Origin of the sequence: Mesorhizobium sp. 1B3 (assembly GCF_050958605.1) — a bacterium.
Taxonomy (GTDB): domain Bacteria; phylum Pseudomonadota; class Alphaproteobacteria; order Rhizobiales; family Rhizobiaceae.
This window is the reverse complement of the sequence record NZ_JBJHDO010000011.1, coordinates 11,722-28,104: the sequence shown is the minus strand read 5'-3', so window position 1 is coordinate 28,104 and position 16,383 is coordinate 11,722. Positions and strand designations below refer to the sequence as shown.

At 64.7% G+C, this 16,383-nt stretch carries 16 protein-coding genes and 1 tRNA gene; 3 read left to right on the top strand and 14 right to left on the bottom strand.

Annotated elements, in window-relative coordinates:
* Positions 1 to 63: 63 nt before the first annotated feature.
* Genes ACCO56_RS25025 through ACCO56_RS25015 form a run of 3 tightly spaced genes read left to right on the top strand, consistent with a single transcriptional unit; the run spans position 64 to position 2,777 of the window.
* On the top strand, positions 64 to 831 hold the full coding sequence (locus ACCO56_RS25025; RefSeq protein WP_433643608.1) for an SDR family NAD(P)-dependent oxidoreductase: 768 nt from the start codon (positions 64 to 66) through the stop codon (positions 829 to 831).
* Positions 831 to 1,712, top strand: coding sequence for an SMP-30/gluconolactonase/LRE family protein (locus tag ACCO56_RS25020; protein ID WP_433643607.1), 882 nt, complete (start codon positions 831 to 833; stop codon positions 1,710 to 1,712). The genes ACCO56_RS25025 and ACCO56_RS25020 overlap by 1 nt, the downstream gene beginning before the upstream one ends.
* Before the next feature lie 9 nt (positions 1,713 to 1,721).
* Complete coding sequence (locus ACCO56_RS25015; protein WP_433643606.1) at positions 1,722 to 2,777, top strand: D-alanine:D-lactate ligase-like protein; 1,056 nt, start codon at positions 1,722 to 1,724, stop codon at positions 2,775 to 2,777.
* A gap of 3 nt (positions 2,778 to 2,780) precedes the next feature.
* On the opposite strand, the gene ACCO56_RS25010 is transcribed toward ACCO56_RS25015, so the two are convergent.
* The 14 genes from ACCO56_RS25010 to ACCO56_RS24945 form a co-directional block, all read right to left on the bottom strand.
* Positions 2,781 to 3,131: a septal ring lytic transglycosylase RlpA family protein gene (locus tag ACCO56_RS25010; RefSeq protein WP_433643605.1), complete on the bottom strand. Its 351-nt coding sequence runs from the start codon at positions 3,129 to 3,131 to the stop codon at positions 2,781 to 2,783.
* Positions 3,132 to 3,405: 274 nt separating this feature from the next.
* On the bottom strand, positions 3,406 to 4,608 hold the full coding sequence (locus ACCO56_RS25005) for an acyl-CoA dehydrogenase family protein (protein ID WP_433643604.1): 1,203 nt from the start codon (positions 4,606 to 4,608) through the stop codon (positions 3,406 to 3,408).
* An 86-nt stretch (positions 4,609 to 4,694) separates the two neighbouring features.
* Positions 4,695 to 5,114 (bottom strand): VOC family protein, encoded by a 420-nt coding sequence (locus ACCO56_RS25000; protein ID WP_433643603.1) that lies wholly within the window; start codon positions 5,112 to 5,114, stop codon positions 4,695 to 4,697.
* Between the two features lie 537 nt (positions 5,115 to 5,651).
* Entirely contained in the window at positions 5,652 to 6,755 is a 1,104-nt protein-coding gene (locus ACCO56_RS24995) for a helix-turn-helix transcriptional regulator (RefSeq protein WP_433643602.1), read from the bottom strand.
* Positions 6,756 to 7,097: 342 nt separating this feature from the next.
* Positions 7,098 to 7,182: transfer RNA gene (locus ACCO56_RS24990), tRNA-Leu, on the bottom strand.
* 96 nt (positions 7,183 to 7,278) lie between these two features.
* Entirely contained in the window at positions 7,279 to 7,896 is a 618-nt protein-coding gene (locus ACCO56_RS24985; protein WP_433643601.1) for a 2,3-bisphosphoglycerate-dependent phosphoglycerate mutase, read from the bottom strand.
* 38 nt (positions 7,897 to 7,934) lie between these two features.
* The gene (gene dapB / locus ACCO56_RS24980; RefSeq protein WP_433643787.1) at positions 7,935 to 8,738 is read right to left on the bottom strand and encodes a 4-hydroxy-tetrahydrodipicolinate reductase; all 804 of its coding nucleotides are present in this window, start codon (positions 8,736 to 8,738) and stop codon (positions 7,935 to 7,937) included.
* 5 nt (positions 8,739 to 8,743) lie between these two features.
* Positions 8,744 to 10,588, bottom strand: coding sequence for an ABC transporter ATP-binding protein (locus tag ACCO56_RS24975; protein ID WP_433643600.1), 1,845 nt, complete (start codon positions 10,586 to 10,588; stop codon positions 8,744 to 8,746).
* A gap of 232 nt (positions 10,589 to 10,820) precedes the next feature.
* Positions 10,821 to 11,849 carry a glucokinase gene (locus ACCO56_RS24970; protein WP_433643599.1) on the bottom strand — a complete coding sequence of 343 codons (1,029 nt, stop codon included), beginning with the start codon at positions 11,847 to 11,849 and terminating at the stop codon, positions 10,821 to 10,823.
* The gene (locus ACCO56_RS24965; RefSeq protein ID WP_433643598.1) at positions 11,833 to 12,258 is read right to left on the bottom strand and encodes a methylglyoxal synthase; all 426 of its coding nucleotides are present in this window, start codon (positions 12,256 to 12,258) and stop codon (positions 11,833 to 11,835) included. Before ACCO56_RS24965 ends, ACCO56_RS24970 begins: the two co-directional genes overlap by 17 nt.
* Positions 12,259 to 12,375: 117 nt before the next feature.
* Positions 12,376 to 13,431, bottom strand: a complete 1,056-nt coding sequence (mepA, locus tag ACCO56_RS24960) for a penicillin-insensitive murein endopeptidase (protein ID WP_433643597.1) — start codon at positions 13,429 to 13,431, stop codon at positions 12,376 to 12,378.
* A 93-nt stretch (positions 13,432 to 13,524) separates the two neighbouring features.
* Positions 13,525 to 14,439: an SDR family oxidoreductase gene (locus ACCO56_RS24955; RefSeq protein ID WP_433643595.1), complete on the bottom strand. Its 915-nt coding sequence runs from the start codon at positions 14,437 to 14,439 to the stop codon at positions 13,525 to 13,527.
* The gene (queG, locus tag ACCO56_RS24950) at positions 14,436 to 15,608 is read right to left on the bottom strand and encodes a tRNA epoxyqueuosine(34) reductase QueG (protein ID WP_433643594.1); all 1,173 of its coding nucleotides are present in this window, start codon (positions 15,606 to 15,608) and stop codon (positions 14,436 to 14,438) included. Before queG ends, ACCO56_RS24955 begins: the two co-directional genes overlap by 4 nt.
* Positions 15,589 to 16,281, bottom strand: a complete 693-nt coding sequence (locus ACCO56_RS24945) for a glutathione S-transferase family protein (RefSeq protein WP_433643593.1) — start codon at positions 16,279 to 16,281, stop codon at positions 15,589 to 15,591. Before ACCO56_RS24945 ends, queG begins: the two co-directional genes overlap by 20 nt.
* Between the last annotated feature and the right edge of the window lie 102 nt (positions 16,282 to 16,383).

The following is a 16,383-nucleotide window of genomic DNA, read 5'->3' as shown; positions in this document are numbered from 1 at the left end:
TTGACGGCTGCCCTCGATTTGTCGGACAAATCGGCAAATCGCTTAAAGACAGGGATTGCTACGATGATGCCTTCGGCCGAGTTCCACGATCTTGAAGGGACCTCCGTCCTCATCACCGGCGGGGGGTCGGGCATCGGCGCTGCGGTGGTGGAAGGGTTCGTGCGCCAGCGCGCGCGGGTCGCCTTCATCGACATCGCGGAGGAGGCGAGCATCGCGCTTTGCGATCAAATCGAAAGGGAGGCCGGCCGGCGTCCGCTCTTCCTGAAGGCCGACCTGCGCGATATCGAAGCGCTTCGCGCCGCGGTCGGCAGCGCCGCAACGGTTCATGGACCGGCGACGGTGCTGGTCAACAATGCGGCGTTGGACGATCGCCACGCGGTGGAGGACGTCACCGTCGACTACTGGGACAACAACCAGGCGATCAACCTGCGGCCGCACTTCTTCACCGCGCAAGCCGTGGCTCCCGGCATGAAGGCCGCGGGCGGGGGCTCAATCATCAATTTCACCTCGACCTCCTTCCTGATCAATCATCCCGACATGCCGTCCTATACGGCGGCGAAGGCCGGCATCATCGGCCTCACAAAGGGATTGGCGGGCCGGCTCGGCCAGGATGGGATCCGCGTCAATGCGATCGCGCCGGGCTGGGTCATCACCGAGCGCCAGCAGAAGCTCTGGGTGACGGGCGAGACGCTCGCCGCCCACATTGCCAGGCAGAGCATCAAGGAAGCGATGCGGCCGGACGATATCGTCGGGCCCTGCCTTTTCCTGGCCTCCGACGCCTCGCGTATGCTGACGGCGCAGACGCTGATCGTTGATGGCGGGTATCTGTGATGTCTGGCGCAGGGAGCGTCCCGGTCTTTTGCGACATCGCCTGTCAGCTCGGCGAGGGGCCGAGCTACGACCCCGCGACGGACACGCTGTTCTGGTTCGACATATTGGGCAGGAAGCTGCTCGAGAAGAAATGCTCCGGCGGCGCGACGATCATCCATGATCTGCCGGAGATGGCCAGCGCGATCGCCACCATCGATGGCGGCCGCCAGCTCGTCGTCACCGAAACCGGTCTTTACGTGCGCGATCGCAAGACCGGCGAGCTGACGCTGCATACCGCCCTCGAGGCCGACAAACCGGCGACCCGGTCGAACGATTCCCGCACCCATCCGTCCGGCGCTTTCTGGATCGGCACGATGGCCAGGGACGCCGCGGCCGCGGCGGGTGCAATCTACTGGTTCCGCAAAGGCGAGTTGCGCAGGATCGTCACGGACGTGACCGTCCCCAACGCCATCTGCTTTTCGCCGGACGGACGCGCCGCCTATTTTACCGGCACCGTGGAGAACGTTCTTTTCCGCGTCGATTGCGACCCGGCGACCGGCCTGCCCCAGGGCGATCCCAAGGTCTTCGTCGATTGCCGTGGCCGGCCGGGCGTGCTGGACGGCGCGGTGGTTGATGCCGACGGCATTGTCTGGAATGCGCGCTGGGGCGCGGGCTCGCTCGACGCCTACGCACCGGACGGCACCATGGTGCGGAGCCTGGCTATACCCGCCCGCCAAAGCTCCTGCCCGGCCTTCGTTGGTCCCGATGGCGGAAAGATCGTCGTCACCTCGGCCTGGGCGGACATGGACGAAGCCGCACGCGCCGCTGACCCGCAAGCCGGCTGGACGTTCGTGCTCGATCTCCCGGTGAAGGGGCGGTTCGAGCCACCTGTTCTGCTGTAGGGGTTCTCCGTGTCGCGGGCCGAACTCGTCCTCGTCCATGAGCCGGAGGAGGCCTGTCGCGCACGTCTCCTCGCCGCCGGGCACGCGGAAGAACGCGCGCTCGAGATAAGTTCCTATCTCGCGCAATCCACCGACCTCGCCGCTGAGTTCGATGCCATCCGCGAAGCGTGCGCGATCCATGGCCTGACGTTTACGCCGGTCGAGCTAGACAAGGCAGCGGCGCATCTCGCCACGCTGGGATCGGATGCGCTGATATGGACCCTGACCGACGGCACCGCCTATTTCCGTGGCGGCGCCGCGCCAGCCCTGGCACGGCTTTGCGGCCTGCCTGCGATCGGTTCGGACGACACGCTTTTCGCGCTCTGCCAGGACAAGTTCCGCTCCGGCGCGGTGCTGCGCGCGCTCGGCTTGCCGGCGCCAGAGGCTGGGATCGCCCGCAATGGCGAATGGATCGTCCCGCCTCCGGCCAGCGCTGTCGGCCACTTCGTCAAGCCGAATCGTCTCGGAGCAAAGATCGGCATTTGGGACGATTCGCGTGCTGCGACGGAGATGGAGGCGCTGGCGTTGAGCCGACGGGTATTCGACGCCTACCGGGACGATGCGCTCGTTCAGCCTTATGTCGCCGGCCGCAACGTGCGGGCGAGCTTCCTGGCCGTGGAGCCCGATGCCGGCCCGGAGGCGCTCGGAGTCTATTTCGTCGAGTCCGGTGGTGACTTCCAGACTATGGCCGACAGCTTGGCACTCTATGGGAAAACCGGTGCCGCCGCCCGGTCGCAAGGCCGCTATGTCGAGCCCGAGCTCGTCGCCGTCTTCGACCTTCAGCCTGAAGCCGACCGGGCGATCCGGGCGATTGCCGGAAGGTTGATGAGTGCGCTGGGGCTGCGCGACGTCTTTTCCATCGATCTGAGGGTCGAGGAGAACGGCGCGATCCACCTGATCGAGTTCGAGGTCTGTCCCGGCTTGCCCTGCTTCGACTTCAGGGCCTATTGCCGCCGCCACTGGGGCATGAGCCTTGCGGAAGCCATCGCGGGGACGGCGGCTAACCGCCTGAGCAGAACCGGGTAGACCTCAGATCTGTTCGATGCAGACGGCCGTATGTCCGGCGCCGATGAAGCCGAGCTTGCCGGCCGCGCCCTTCGAGAGGTCGAGCATGCGACCCTTGATGAAAGGCCCCCGATCGTTGATCCGCACGACGACGCTCTTGCCGTTGCGTTTATTGGTGACCTTGAGCTTGGTCCCGAAGGGGAGGCTGCGATGCGCGGCCGTCATGCCCGAAGGGTTCATGCGTTCGCCGGAAGCCGTCTTGGATGTCAGGGCATACCAGGAAGCACGGCCGCACTGGGCGGAGGCGGGAAGCGTCGAGGCGACAAAGAACACTCCGGTCGCCAGGACGGCGCCGGCCGCTAAAGTTTTCGACATCGTTAAAGAAGTCCCTCACTTGATCATTCTGATGAGGGCGTAGGTAAGAATTAGGGCAGCAAATGTGGCAATTGCCCGGCCACAATGTGGCGTTCCAACACGTTTCGAATCAGGGGGAAACAGTATGTCAGGGCAATAATGATTCAGGAGCGAATCGCTTCCTGCTGAAACTACTATGCTCAACTGCCATGCGAACTAGACACTCGCGATTATCCCCAGATGTTAGGGCCACGGTCCGGTAACGGCAGGCGTTCCTTTGATTCCCACATCCCTCTCAGAAGACCGGCGAAAGTGGCTTCAGACCGAAGGCGGTGCGGCCCGCATCTTCCATGGCGGCGCGTTGCAGAGTGATCTGGGCAATGGCGGCACGGACGTCGCGCAAGGCGCGCTCGAAGGGTTGCGATTGGAACAGTGCGTGCCCGCCGGCGGCGCGGCAGCACAGGTCGACAGCTTCGGCACTCGCTTCGGCCGCCTGCACGCAGGCGCGCCGAGCACGCCTGCGGTGCGCCGGATCGATCTCGCGCCCGGCCAGGGTGCTGTGCCAGATATCGGCTATCGCGTCGCGCAGGTAGAGGTTGGCCGACTCGACGAGCGCCTCGGCCTTGGCTACGGCATACTGCGCGTAGGCCTGCTCCCGAAGCAGGTTGCGGCCCAGAAACCCGTCTTTAACCGCCGCAAGCTGCTTCAGGCCCTCGGTTGCGCCCTGACCGATACCAAGCGCGACGCTCGCGACGGCCGAGCCGAAGAACGCGCCCGGAAGCCGGAAGACCGGTGCGGGGTGTTTCGGCTCGTCGAGGAATAGCCGGAAGGTCATGTCGGAGGGCACGAAGAGGTCGTCGACCTCGTATTCGGTGCTGCCGGTGCCACGCATGCCGCTCACATTCCAGGTGTCGAGCACGCGGAACGCCCCGCGCGGAGCCAGCGCCTGACGCACCTCGAGCGGCTTCTCGTCCGCCCCATCCACCCCGTCCTTCGCAACGACGCGGAAGCCGAAGACCATCCAGCGCGCCTGGGCCACTCCGCTTGCCCAGCCCCAGTGTCCGCTGACCCGATAACCGCCTTCAACGATCTCGCCACGTCCGAAAGGCGCATAGGCGCCGGCGATGCAAGAGCGCGTGTCGGCGAACATCGGGCGGCTTCGCTCGACCGGGAGATAACCGACATAAAGTCCGCTGCCGGCCCCAATGGCGAGGTTCCAGGCGGTCGATCCGTCGACGCGGGCGACCCTCTCCACGAGATCGAGATAGTCGAGCGGATCCACATCCCCGCCGCCGAGGTCGCGCGGCAGGATCAGCCTGTAAACGTCGTGGCGATGAAAGGCCTCGGCGAGCGCCGGCGGCAGTTGCCGCAGCCGGTCGCCCTCGGCCTTGTGCCGGTCGGCGAGATCGATGATTTCCGCCAACATCGCCGCCGCGACCGACCGCGCTGCGGCCGTATCGCCTTCGATCCCGCTGTCCATCCTCGGTCGTGTGCTCACGGTCGCTTCATCCCCATGCTGGGCGGAGGTGCTCGGCGCATGACGCCGACCTTGTCGCGATGGCACCGGACCTGAGCCTTGGCGTGCTATTGGTCCGGTGCGGCGGATGAAGCCTGGAAATCCATCCACACGGACTCGAATATGTGGCCGTCCGGATCTGCAAAGGCGCGGTTGTACATAAAGCCCATGTCCAGGCGTTCGCGGACATCTACCTTGCCGCCGGCAGCTGCCGCAGCTTCGGTCAAGGAGTCGACCTCTTTGCGGCTGTTACATGAGAGTGCAATCAGCACTTCGGTCGTCTTCTGCGCGTCGGCGATCGGGTTCGGCGTAAAGGTCGCGAAATAATCCTGTGTCAGCAGCTGGAAGGTGATGGTATCTGACCAGACCATCGAGGCTGCGTTCTCATCGCTGAACTGTTCGTTCTTCTCACATCCGATCGCCTTATAGAAATGGGTCGCGGCAGCCAGATCCTTTACAGGCAGGTTTACGAAAATCATTCTGGACATTGCTGTTCTCCTTTTCATTCGTTTCGATGCGTTGATAAGCGGTTGCCGTAAGTCTGCTCGTGGTGCGGGTACCCACGCGATCGAGTTCCGGAAGCAGTCGAATCGAGATCGGCTCTTTGGTGGCATGCGTCAGCACCGTGACGCCGGCACCGGGGTCATTTCGGACTCGATGCCGGGATCATGCGACGCCAGAGCTGTCGTGAAACCGCCGATCCCGGCGCCTACGATAGGGATTTCATGGCCTGCCACTCCGTACCGGACATCTTCGATCACGTCCGCAGGAGGTCATTCTGCCCATAAGAAGACAGGCGCGCGGCTCCCATTTGGGAGCCATGCGGGATTCATTACAGCGGCATGCGTTCGCGCGACCGCTCCATCTATTTGTTTCTGCCCTATTTGTGCGGCGTCAGGTGATTACACCTGACTGCAGAATGTTCGAATGCATGTCGCCCAAAAGTGTGCAGCGGTTTTGGGCAAAGGACATGCAAAAACAACAGCTAAAGCATGTCGGGGGAATCCCAATTCGCGCGACATGCTTTAGCGTACAGGTTTCACGAACGCGCGCAAAAGGAGCCTGACAAGGTTGGCTTGACGACGGGTTTCGGTCTTGGCGAGGACACGCTTCAGGTGCTCGCGCACCGTGCCAAGACCGATCCCGAGTTGGCATGCGATTTCCGCGAGGGTGCGCCCTTGCGCCAACAGCGTGGCGACCTGTATTTCGCGCGGCGCCAGACGATAGGTCTCGCCCAAGGCGCGGGTGTCAATCTCGGGCGGACGGTCTGGCTCGATCAGGAACACGGCGACTTGGCTTAGAGCCCCTGTTGTGCCCTCAAGCATTGCTTCGCTCAACGGCATCACGAACGCGGTGAGCGGGGGGCGCAAGGAGGGGCGCGACAGGGGCAACGTCGTCTGCATGGCCGATGTAGCGGACTGGACGATTGTGTCGGTTGTGTCGCTCTGGGTCAACTTCGTGGTGATGGTTGCCGCGGCTGCGATGGCGCGTCGAAGTGCGCGGGTTTCTGTCGGCAACGCCGCGGCAATTCCGCGCGAGCCGAGACAGAATCCATCGCCCTCGGCAGCAATGGCCCCGGCGCGCGCATTGACGAATCGCGGGCGTGCGGACGCGTCAGTCAGGACAATGCCGGCATCGAGGCGATCCAACATCGCGTAGGCGCTGCGGGTTTGCAACTCGGCATCGCCAAGTTGGTGGCGCACACGCAAGGCGGTGACGAGATGCGGCACCAACACCTGCAGTACCTCGATGCTTTGGGAATCGTAGTCGTCACTGCCCAACCGCCTGCCGATGGCGATGAAACCACGATGGCTTGCCGCATAATCCAATGCTGCCGTCGCGCTATGGAACGTGCCTGTCGGGCGAACGGTTTTTTCGTAGAAATCACTGCTCGCAAAAGCGCGGTCGGAGATCACGGCGGAGCTTCGCCGAGCGATGCCAGACCCGAGGTTATCCATCCAAGGCGCCAACATGCCAGCTTCGCACGCCGGCGCGAACGCGGCATGGAGTTCCGGTGCAAGACCGCAACCGGTCGCGGACTTAACGCATCCGGTGCGCAAATCCTGATCAAGAAAGAGTGTGCTGTTGCCGCCAACCGTGGAGACCACCGTGGGCAGGATTTTTCCCACCCGTCCGGCTCGAGAACTACATCGTAAAGCTTTCGAATGGCCTCGAGAATGAGTTCACCCCGGTCCATAGTAGCCTCCGAACCCTCAATCGCGCCATGGCTGAAGCAAGCCGCTCCCCCTGCATCTATCCAAGTTATGCGGCCCGACGCTCGAATTCCGGACGAACATGCAGGCCGGAACGATATCAAGATGGCGGTGGTCGCCACAAGGAAGAGCTTGCGACAATCGATGCGCTACAGGCGGCCTAATTTTGTCGGAGGCGCTTTCTGTCGGGTTAGCGCTGCTTCAGTGAGGTGAGAATGCGCGATCAGCAAACCAACTTCGCTGATGCGCTGAAGGGAATGGTGCCCAGAAGAGGACTCGAACCTCCACTCCTTGCGGAACACGGACCTGAACCGTGCGCGTCTACCAATTCCGCCATCTGGGCTGGTGGCCGCTGATGTAAGCGGGCGGGCGACAAGTGTCAACGCGCTTTTTTCTCGCTTTTCACCTTTGTCGCCCGACACTTCGCCGCGGCCGCCTGTCAGGCGAGAATTTCCTTCGAGGCGACCGTGGAGTCGGCATTGAGCCGATAGATGATCGGAACGCCCGTGCCGAGTTCGAGCTTCACGACCTCCTCGCCGGTGAGCCCGTCGAGCGCCATGATCAGCGCGCGCAGCGAATTGCCGTGGGCGGCGACCAGCACCGTCTCGCCGCGCAGCACATGCGGCTGCATGTCGTGGAGGTAATAGGGCCACACACGCGCGCCGGTGTCCTTCAAGCTTTCGCCGCCGGGAGGCGGCACATCGTAGGAACGGCGCCAGACATGGACCTGTTCCTCGCCCCATTTCGCCCGGGCGTCGTCCTTGTTGAGACCGGAGAGGTCGCCATAGTCACGTTCGTTGAGCGCTATGTTGCGGACGGTCTTCAGATCGCTCTGGCCGACGGCGTCGAGGATATGCTGGCAGGTCTTCTGGGCCCGGATCAGCGCCGAGGTGAAGGCGATGTCGAATTTCAGTTCCTTCGCCTTCAGCTTCGCGCCGGCAGCCTTCGCCTCGGCATGGCCCTGTTCGGTAAGGTCGACGTCACGCCAGCCGGTGAAAAGGTTCTTCAGGTTCCAGTCGCTCTGACCGTGGCGGACAAGCACGAGTGTTCCGGACATTTTCTTCCTTTCGGGTGTGGCGATGAAGCTGGGTGAGGTCAGGAAAGACCGAGCACGTCGCGCATCGAATAGAGGCCCGACTTCTTGTCCCAGGCCCACAGCGCGGCCTTGACGGCGCCGCGCGCGAAGAGCGAGCGATCCTCGGCATGATGCGACAGCACGATGCGTTCGCCGGGGCCGGCCAGGATGACCGAGTGATCACCGACGACGCTGCCGCCGCGCAGCGTGGCGACACCAATGGCGCCGGCCGGCCTTGGCCCGGTATGGCCGTCGCGCACGCGCACGCTATGAGGCGCCAAGTCGATCTCTCGGCCCGCCGCGGCGGCCTCGCCGAGCAGGATGGCCGTGCCGGAGGGCGCGTCGACCTTGTGCTTGTGATGCATCTCGAGGATCTCGATGTCGAAGTCCTCCGGCCCCAGCGCCCGCGCCGCCTGCTCGACCAGAACCGCAAGGAGATTGACGCCCAGGCTCATATTGCCGGACTTGACGATCCTGGCATGGCGAGCCGCCGCCGCGATCCTGGTGTCGTCCTCGGCGGAACAGCCGGTCGTCCCGATGACATGCACGATATGGGCCTGCGCGGCATAGCCGGCGAACTCCACGCTCGCCGCCGGCGCGGTGAAATCGAGCACGCCGTCAGCCTTGGCGAAGACCGGAAGCGGGTCGTCGGAAATCGCCACGTCGAGCGGCCCGACGCCGGCGAGCATCCCGGCATCCTTGCCCATATGCGGGGAACCCTGCCGCTCGATCGCGCCGGCGAGATGGGCGCCGGTCGTTTCATGGATGGCGCGGATCAGCGCCTGACCCATGCGCCCGGCGGCCCCGACCACGACAAGACCCATGCTGCTCATGACTTGCTCCCGACATGGTGTTTCTTTTCGGACTGCAACTGCTTGACGTCGTCGACGAGGCTCAGCCCGGTCTCACCCTGTAGCCGGTGGAAACGGGCATAGACGCTGTGCCGATCCGCCAGCAGCGAGCGGTGCGTGCCTTCCTCGACAAGCCTGCCGTGTTCCAGCACCACGATATGATCGGCGTTGATGACGGTGGAAAGGCGGTGCGCGATGACGATCGTCGTGCGGCCCTTCATCACCTCGGTCAACGCTTCCTGGACGAGGGCCTCCGATTCGTTGTCGAGCGCCGATGTCGCCTCGTCGAGCAGCAGGATCGGCGCCTGGCGCACGATGGCGCGCGCGATCGACAGGCGCTGCCTCTGCCCGCCCGAGAGGGTCACCCCGTTTTCGCCGACCAGAGTGTCGTAGCCGTGCGGCTGCTGACGTATGAAGCCGTCGGCCTGGGCGAGCTTTGCCGCGGCCTCGATCTCCTCGTCGGTGGCGTCGGCCCGGCCGTAACGGATATTGTCGCGGATTGTGCCTTCGAACAGGTAGGGCTGCTGGGAGACATAGGCGATCGAGCGACGCAGCGACCGCTTGGTGACCATCGCGATGTCCTGGCCGTCGATGGCGATGCGGCCGTCGTCGACGTCGTAGAAGCGCTGGAGCAGCGCCACCAGTGTGGATTTGCCGGCGCCCGAGCCTCCGACGATTGCCGTCGTCTTGCCGGCCTCGGCCAGGAAACTGACCTTGTGCAGCACCGGCAGGCCCTTGTTGTAGCCGAAGGTCACGTCTTCGAAACGTATGTCGCCCCTTTCGACCACGAGTTCCGTGGCGTCGAGCCTGTCGCGCTGTCGCGGCTCGATGTCGAGGATCTCGTAGATCATGCGGGCATTGACCAGCGAGCGCTCGAGATTGACCTGCACGCGCGCCAGCCGCCTGGCCGGATCATAAGCCAGGAGCAGGGCAGTGATGAAAGCGAAGACGGCGCCAGGCGGCTGCTGTGCGTAGGCCGCGCGATAGCCGGCATAGGCAATGACGCCGGCGATGGCGAAGCCGGCCAGGACCTCGGCGATCGGGCTGACGCGCTCCGAGACGCGGGCGATCTTGTTGGCCCGCCCCTCGGCGCTTTCCACCAGGTCGGCGATCTTCCTGGAGAGCTGCTCCTCCATCGTGAAGGCCTTCACGATGGCGATGCCCTGCGTCGCCTCCTGCATGGCACCGATCAGCCGCGAATTGATCTCGACGGATTCGCGGGTCACCCGGCGCAGCCGGCGCATGATGTAATTGACCGAATAGATGAGCGGTGGGGCGATGATCAACGCCGCGAGTGACAGAACGGGGTCCTGCATGATCATCACGGCGACGAGGCCAACCAGTGAAACGGCGTCGCGGGCGATCGCGGTCAGCGTCATGCTGAGCAGGTCGCGGATGCCGGAGACGTTCTGGTTGATTTGGGCGGCGAGCTGGCCGGAGCGCGTATCGGTGAAGAAATTGATGCCGAGCTTCATCAGGTGGTCGAAGATGCGGCGCTGATAACGGGCGACCAGATTGTTGCCAATCTTGGCCAGGATGACGGCCTGGCCGTAGGTGGCCAGGCCGCGGATCGTAAAGGCGACGATGATGGCGCCGCAGATCACCGGGATGAGATAGAAGCGCTGGCGATAGAACAGCTCGTCGATCACGTCGCGCATGATCCAGGCGCTGAAGGCCGTGGTCGCGGCGATCGCCAGCAGGAAAAAAATGGCCAGCACGTAGTCGCGAAGATAGTCGCGGCCGTTTTCCGACAGCACGCGCCGGATGACGGCGACGATCTCGCCGGGCTCTGACCGCTTGCCCTTGCTATCGATGGAACTCAACTCTTTGCCGTCACTCTGCCTCTCGACGGGAGCCCCGCCAATGTCCGGCACCTCTTAACGTCATCGGGGCCGGTTGCCTATGGCATGAAGACAACAATCGTGGTGGGAAAATGGGCTTATGCCAAATGTCGCTCGATCCTTTACACCAACGATCTTGGCATGGACGGCATCGGCCGCGGCTGTCTGCGGCGCAAACGGTCAATCATCGAAGCCCCGGGCCAGGCGCACCGAATTATGCCTTCGTCCACCGCCGGCCGTGCGTTTCGACCCCGAAACGGGAAGGGGTGCGCGCATAGGCGGCAAGGCCGGCGAGCGCGGCGAGCGGGTGGGTGATGACATAGACCGGCATGGAGCGGAGCAACTCGCGGTGCGGGGCTTTGTCCTCGAAAGCTGCCCGGAAATTCCCGGCCTTCAGGGCAGGAACGATCTTCTGGGCGATGCCGCCGGTGAGATAGACGCCGCCGCGGCTCTTGAACACCAGCGCCAGGTCGCCCGCCGTCCGGCCGAGGCAGGTGACGAAGAATTCGAGAGACTCCTCAGCCAGCCGGTCCGAGCGCTCCAGCGCGGCGCCGGTGATCTCCGCCGGGGCGGTGAAGCGGGGCGTCTGGCTCTCGACCTTGGCGATGGCGTTGTAGACATTGACAAGGCCGCGCCCGCACAGGATCTGCTCGCCCGAGATGCGGCCCTCGATCGGCTCGATGTGCGGGAAGATCTGATGATCACGCGGCGTGCGCGGGCCGATGTCCATGTGTCCGCCTTCGCCGGGAACGGGGATCCAGCGGTGGCAGGCGTGAATCAGCCCGGCCACGCCAAGGCCCGTGCCGGGGCCGAGCACCACGCGGCTGCCCGAGGCCTCGGGCTCGCCGGGGCCGATCTTCTCCATGTGCTCGTCGCCAAGCGCTACCACGGCGAGCGCCTGGGCCTCGAAATCGTTGAGCACGATGATGTCGCTCAGGCCGAGCGTCTCGAACATCACTTTCGGGCGCACGACCCAGTCGCAGTTGGTGAGTGCGATTTCGTCCCCATCCACCGGCCCCGCCACGGCCAGCACGGCCGTACGCGGCTGCACCGAGGTGCGATCGAGGATCGATGCCTGGATGGCGTCGTCGATCGTGGCGAAGTCGGCCGTCCGCACGATCGGGAATTCCTTGGGCTCCGCATAGGAATCGACCAATATGGCGAAGCGCGCATTGGTACCGCCGATATCGCCGATCAGGATCGGGAACTTCAGGGTCGTTTCGTCGTCATGTGCGCTCGGCATTCTTGCCGGTTCCTTTCGAACGGCCGGTGGTTTCGGCCGCTTCTGCCAAAATCAGTTCCGCCGTCGCCCGATTGAGGGCGGTCGGCACATTGTAAACGATTGCCAGTCGCATCAAGGCCTTGACATCAACGTCATGAGGCATCGGCGTCAAGGGATCGACGAAGAAAATCAGGGCGTCCACCTCGCCCTCGGCAATCAGCGCCCCGATCTGCTGGTCCCCGCCGAGAGGCCCGCTTTTCAGGCGCTTGACCGAAAGGCGCGGGCAGGCTTCCGCAACGCGAGCGCCGGTCGTCCCGGTGGGGACGATGTCGCAGCCCTCGAGGAAAGCGGCATGGGCCACCGCGAAGGCCACCATGTCGTCCTTCTTTTCGTCATGTGCGATCAATGCGAGGCGAAAGCGATGGGCCATGCCGAGATGCTGAACCGATTAAATCGGTTGAAGCCTATAACCAAGCCGCTCTTGCAAGGAAAGTCCCCGGGGATCGACGCGCGGCATCGGACCGAGCATCCGGCCGATGCCGCCCGATCAATTCGGGCGGGGCCTCGGCAGCGGGATGCCGGTGTCGGGCGTCGCCGCATAGGCACTGGCGGAAATGGGGGGTGCCGACGGATCGATCAGACCGGCTCCGTCATTCGTCGTCGGAGCCGTGGCGACCGCCGTGCCGCTGCCGCCGACAGTCACCGCCGCTTCCGAGACGGGCTCTGGAGCCCCCAGCACCGCGCGGCATTCCCTGGGCAGGCTCGCCATCGTCATGAGGTCGCGCGCCTTTGGCGCGTCCGGATTCTTGTTGGGACGCCATGGCTCCTCGGTGAACCACCAGGCGAGCGACTTGTCGCAGCCGTCGCCCGGTGGAACGGTCGCCTGCGTCTTGCAGCCGGACGATCCCGGCTGGCAGCCGATGCGGATATGGAAATGATAATCGTGCCCCCAGAAGGGACGGACCTTGCGCAGCCAGGAGCGGTCGCCCTTCACAGTATCGCAGAGCTTCTTCTTGATGCCGGGATGGACGAGGATGCGCTCCACCTCGGGATAGCTCGCTGCGCGTTTCAGGAGCCGCGCATGAGCGGATGTCCAGACACGCTCGTCGACCGTCAGCCCGCCTTTCCGGATCATCGAGGTCGCGCTCATATTCTCGCGTTGACTGGCCGACAAGCGGCGGTCGGGCATCGGGGTCAGCCAGATATCGGCGTCGAGGCCGATCTGGTGCGAGGCGTGGCCGGTAAGCATCGGGCCGCCGCGGGGCTGCGAGATGTCGCCGACGAGCAGGCCGGGCCAGCCATCCGCGGTCGCCTCGCGCGACAGTTTCTCGATGAGGTTGATCATGACGGGATGGCCCCAGCGGCGATTGCGCGAGAGGCGCATCGCCTGCCAGGTCGGGCCGTCCGTTGCAATGGCGACACCGCCGGAAAAACAACCCTTGCTGTAGAAGCCGTAGGAGCGGGCGGCCGTGGCGGCCGGCAGCTTCTGGCTACCGAACAGGTTCTTTGCGAGTTCTTCCGCGGTGGATTCGGCCGGCACAAGGATGGTCGCGCCAAGGGCGACGAAGGCGTAGGCCGCGAATCGCCGGATTTTCTGCAGCATGATCATTCCCCGTTCTCCGCCGGCGCGACAGGCGAGGAGAGTCTCCCGCCTGCTGGTTACCTAAAGGTTAAGGCCGGCCGAGGAGAGGCAGGCTTACCCCCGACGAATGGGGCTGCGCGCGTCGGCCGCCCCTTCGCCTTTCCAGCGCGACTCGCGCCACATGATTTCGAAGGCCGCACGATAATGGGGAAAGCGGAACCGGTACCCCGCGGCCTTGATCCTGGCGTTCGAGACGCGTTTGTTCTCGCCATAGAATGACCGCGCCATGGGCGAAAGTTGGGCGGTCTCGAAAGGAATCTCAGGCGGCGGTTCGGCGCCCATCAGTTCCGCGGCGTATGTCACGACATCCTGCGGCGGAGCCGGCTCATCGTCGGTGACGTTGAACACGCCGCCTCTGTCGGCCCCGATCAGGTGCCACAAGACGCCCGCTATATCCTCGACATGGATACGGTTGAAGACTTGTTCTGCCTTGATCAGGCGCTTGGCCGAGCCTTCCTCCAGATTGACGAAGGCGTTGCGGCCAGGGCCGTAAATGCCGGAAAGGCGAAGCACGGCGACAGGCAGGCCGGTCTCCGCGCCCAGCGCGGCCCAAGCATTCTCCGCTGCGAGCCTTGCCCGAGATCGCCCGGAAACAGGCCGGCACTCGCTTGTCTCGTCGACCCAGGCTCCGCCATGGTCGCCATAAACGCCGACCGTCGAGAGATAGCCGATCCATTCGACATTGGGCATTCCGGTCCGGATCGCTTCCGCCGCCGCTGCGAGGACCGGGTCGCCGTTGTCGTCGGGGGCGGCGGAAACGACGAGATGCGTCACCTCGGCCAGCGCGTCGGCGACCTCCGGCGTTAGCGACTTGCCGTCGAAGAGGTGGGGCGCGATGCCGGATCGGCGCAGGGTCTCGAAGCGGGCAGGGGAGCGCGTGGTGCCGGCGATCGCCGTCTCAGCCGGCTTCATCGCTCCGAAGGCCCGGCCGGAATAACCGGCGCCGAAAATGAAGATGTTCTTCGTCATGCCGGTTCCGGTGCCTTTCTTCTCAGCACGATCTCCCATTCGCCGCGAACGCCGGCGTCGGTCTCGTCCGGCAGCCGTCGCGCGGCGACGGCAGTCAGCCTGTCTTCCGGCACGAGCCTGGATAGCGCCCAGACGGCTGCCCCACGCACCAGCGGCGCCTGGTCCTCAATCAGCGCTTCGCAGCGCGCGGCGAGCGAAGCATCGCCGGAATTTGCCGCCGCGATCAGGACATTGCGGATGAAGCGGTCGCGGCCGATGCGCTTGACAGGCGAGCCGGAAAAGAGCGCCCGGAACGCCGCGTCGTCGAGCACCAGGAGGTCGGCGATCCCAGGTGCCTTGAGGTCTTCTCGCGCGGCGAGCTTCGCTTCCGACGCGGCCTTGGCGAACTTGTTCCATGGACAGGCGGCGAGACAATCGTCGCAGCCATAGATGCGGTTGCCGATCGCCTCGCGGAACTCGACGGGAATAGGCCCCTTGTTCTCGATGGTCAGGTAGGAGATGCAGCGGCGCGCATCGAGCCGGTAGGGCGCGGGGAAGGCGCTGGTCGGGCAGGCGTCCAAGCAGGCGCGGCAGGAGCCGCAGCGGTCAGGCTCGGGGTCATCCGGCTCGAGCTCGGCCGTGGTGAAGATCGTGCCGAGGAAAAGCCAGGACCCGAAATCGCGATTGACGAGGTTGGTGTGCTTGCCTTGCCAGCCGAGCCCGGCGGCCTCGGCCAGCGGCTTTTCCATGACGGGGGCGGTGTCGACGAAGACCTTCACGTCGCCGCCGGCGCGGGCGACGATCTTGCCGGCGATCTCCTTGAGCCGGCCCTTGATCACGTCGTGATAGTCGCGATTGCGCGCATAGACGGAAATGGCGGCGCGATCGCGTCTGGACTGGAGGGCGCGAGGATCGAGGCCGGGGCCGTAGTTCATGGCGAGCACGACGATCGAACGCACCTCCGGCCAGAGCACCGAGGGTTTGGCGCGCCGTTCCAGAGTCTCGGCGATCCAGCTCATGGAGCCGTGCTGTCCGTTCGCGACGAATTCCTTGAGGCGGGCCGGCGCCCGGGGGATGGAATCCGGCCGTGTGACCGCGATCGCGTCGAAGCCGGCGCGTCGCGCTTCCGACGCGATGAAATCGCGGAGCTTCCCGCGACGATTCCTGTCGTCAGAAATCGAGGTCCGCATAGTGGGACACCGGGGAAAGGCCGCGCACCCTGTCGGCGAGCAGCGGCCGGAACGAAGGCCGCGACTTGATACGCGTGTACCAGTCGCGCGCGGCGCGATAGTCGGTCCAGTCGATCTCACCGAGATAGTCGAGGACGGAGAGGCTGGCGGCGGCGGCGAGGTCGGCATAGGTCAGGCGCGGACCGGCCAGCCAGTTGCGCGTGCCGGCCAGCCAGTTCGTGTATTTCATATGCTGGCGGATGTTGGAGCGCGCGGCGCGGATCGCGCCTGAATCGGGCGAGCCGCCGCCCTGCGTGTTGGGCATATGCGGCTTCAGCACGCGCTCGCGCACCAGGTGCCGGGCGACCTCGCTTTCCGTCTTGACCAGATACCAGTCGACGATGCGGCGGATCTCGGCCCGCTCCATCGGATCCTCGGCGAGCAGCCGCCTCTCGCGCTTGAGCACGCCGCGCGTCTCGTCCAGATATTCCGCGATCACGCCAGCGCCGACGATCGGCACGTCGCCTTCGGCCAGGAGCACGGGCAAGGTGCCGGCCGGGTTGAGCGTCAGGAACTCCTTGCGCCTGGCCCAGGGCTTCTCCTCGATGAGCGCCAGCTCCTCGCCATACTCGCCGAAGGAAAGGCGTACGAAACGGCAGGAGGCGAACAGGGGTTGATGAAAAAGCGTCAGCATGGTCCGTTATTTTCGACGGGCTCTAGCCAATCGATGACCGGGCCCGTAAGTCTTGGCCGCGATTCACGCCAGCCGTCGAGGCGTTCCGAGCTATAGGGACAC

Coding starts and splice junctions, on each gene's coding strand:
- ACCO56_RS25025 (WP_433643608.1), top strand. CDS start 64: ATGATGCCTTCGGCCGAGTTCCACGATCTTGAAGGGACCTCCGTCCTC.
- ACCO56_RS24965 (WP_433643598.1), bottom strand. CDS start 12,258: ATGGCCCATCGCTTTCGCCTCGCATTGATCGCACATGACGAAAAGAAG.
- ACCO56_RS24985 (WP_433643601.1), bottom strand. CDS start 7,896: ATGTCCGGAACACTCGTGCTTGTCCGCCACGGTCAGAGCGACTGGAAC.
- mepA (WP_433643597.1), bottom strand. CDS start 13,431: ATGCTGCAGAAAATCCGGCGATTCGCGGCCTACGCCTTCGTCGCCCTT.
- ACCO56_RS24955 (WP_433643595.1), bottom strand. CDS start 14,439: ATGACGAAGAACATCTTCATTTTCGGCGCCGGTTATTCCGGCCGGGCC.
- ACCO56_RS25000 (WP_433643603.1), bottom strand. CDS start 5,114: ATGTCCAGAATGATTTTCGTAAACCTGCCTGTAAAGGATCTGGCTGCC.
- ACCO56_RS25020 (WP_433643607.1), top strand. CDS start 831: ATGTCTGGCGCAGGGAGCGTCCCGGTCTTTTGCGACATCGCCTGTCAG.
- ACCO56_RS25010 (WP_433643605.1), bottom strand. CDS start 3,131: ATGTCGAAAACTTTAGCGGCCGGCGCCGTCCTGGCGACCGGAGTGTTC.
- dapB (WP_433643787.1), bottom strand. CDS start 8,738: ATGGGTCTTGTCGTGGTCGGGGCCGCCGGGCGCATGGGTCAGGCGCTG.
- queG (WP_433643594.1), bottom strand. CDS start 15,608: ATGCGGACCTCGATTTCTGACGACAGGAATCGTCGCGGGAAGCTCCGC.
- ACCO56_RS24970 (WP_433643599.1), bottom strand. CDS start 11,849: ATGCCGAGCGCACATGACGACGAAACGACCCTGAAGTTCCCGATCCTG.
- ACCO56_RS24945 (WP_433643593.1), bottom strand. CDS start 16,281: ATGCTGACGCTTTTTCATCAACCCCTGTTCGCCTCCTGCCGTTTCGTA.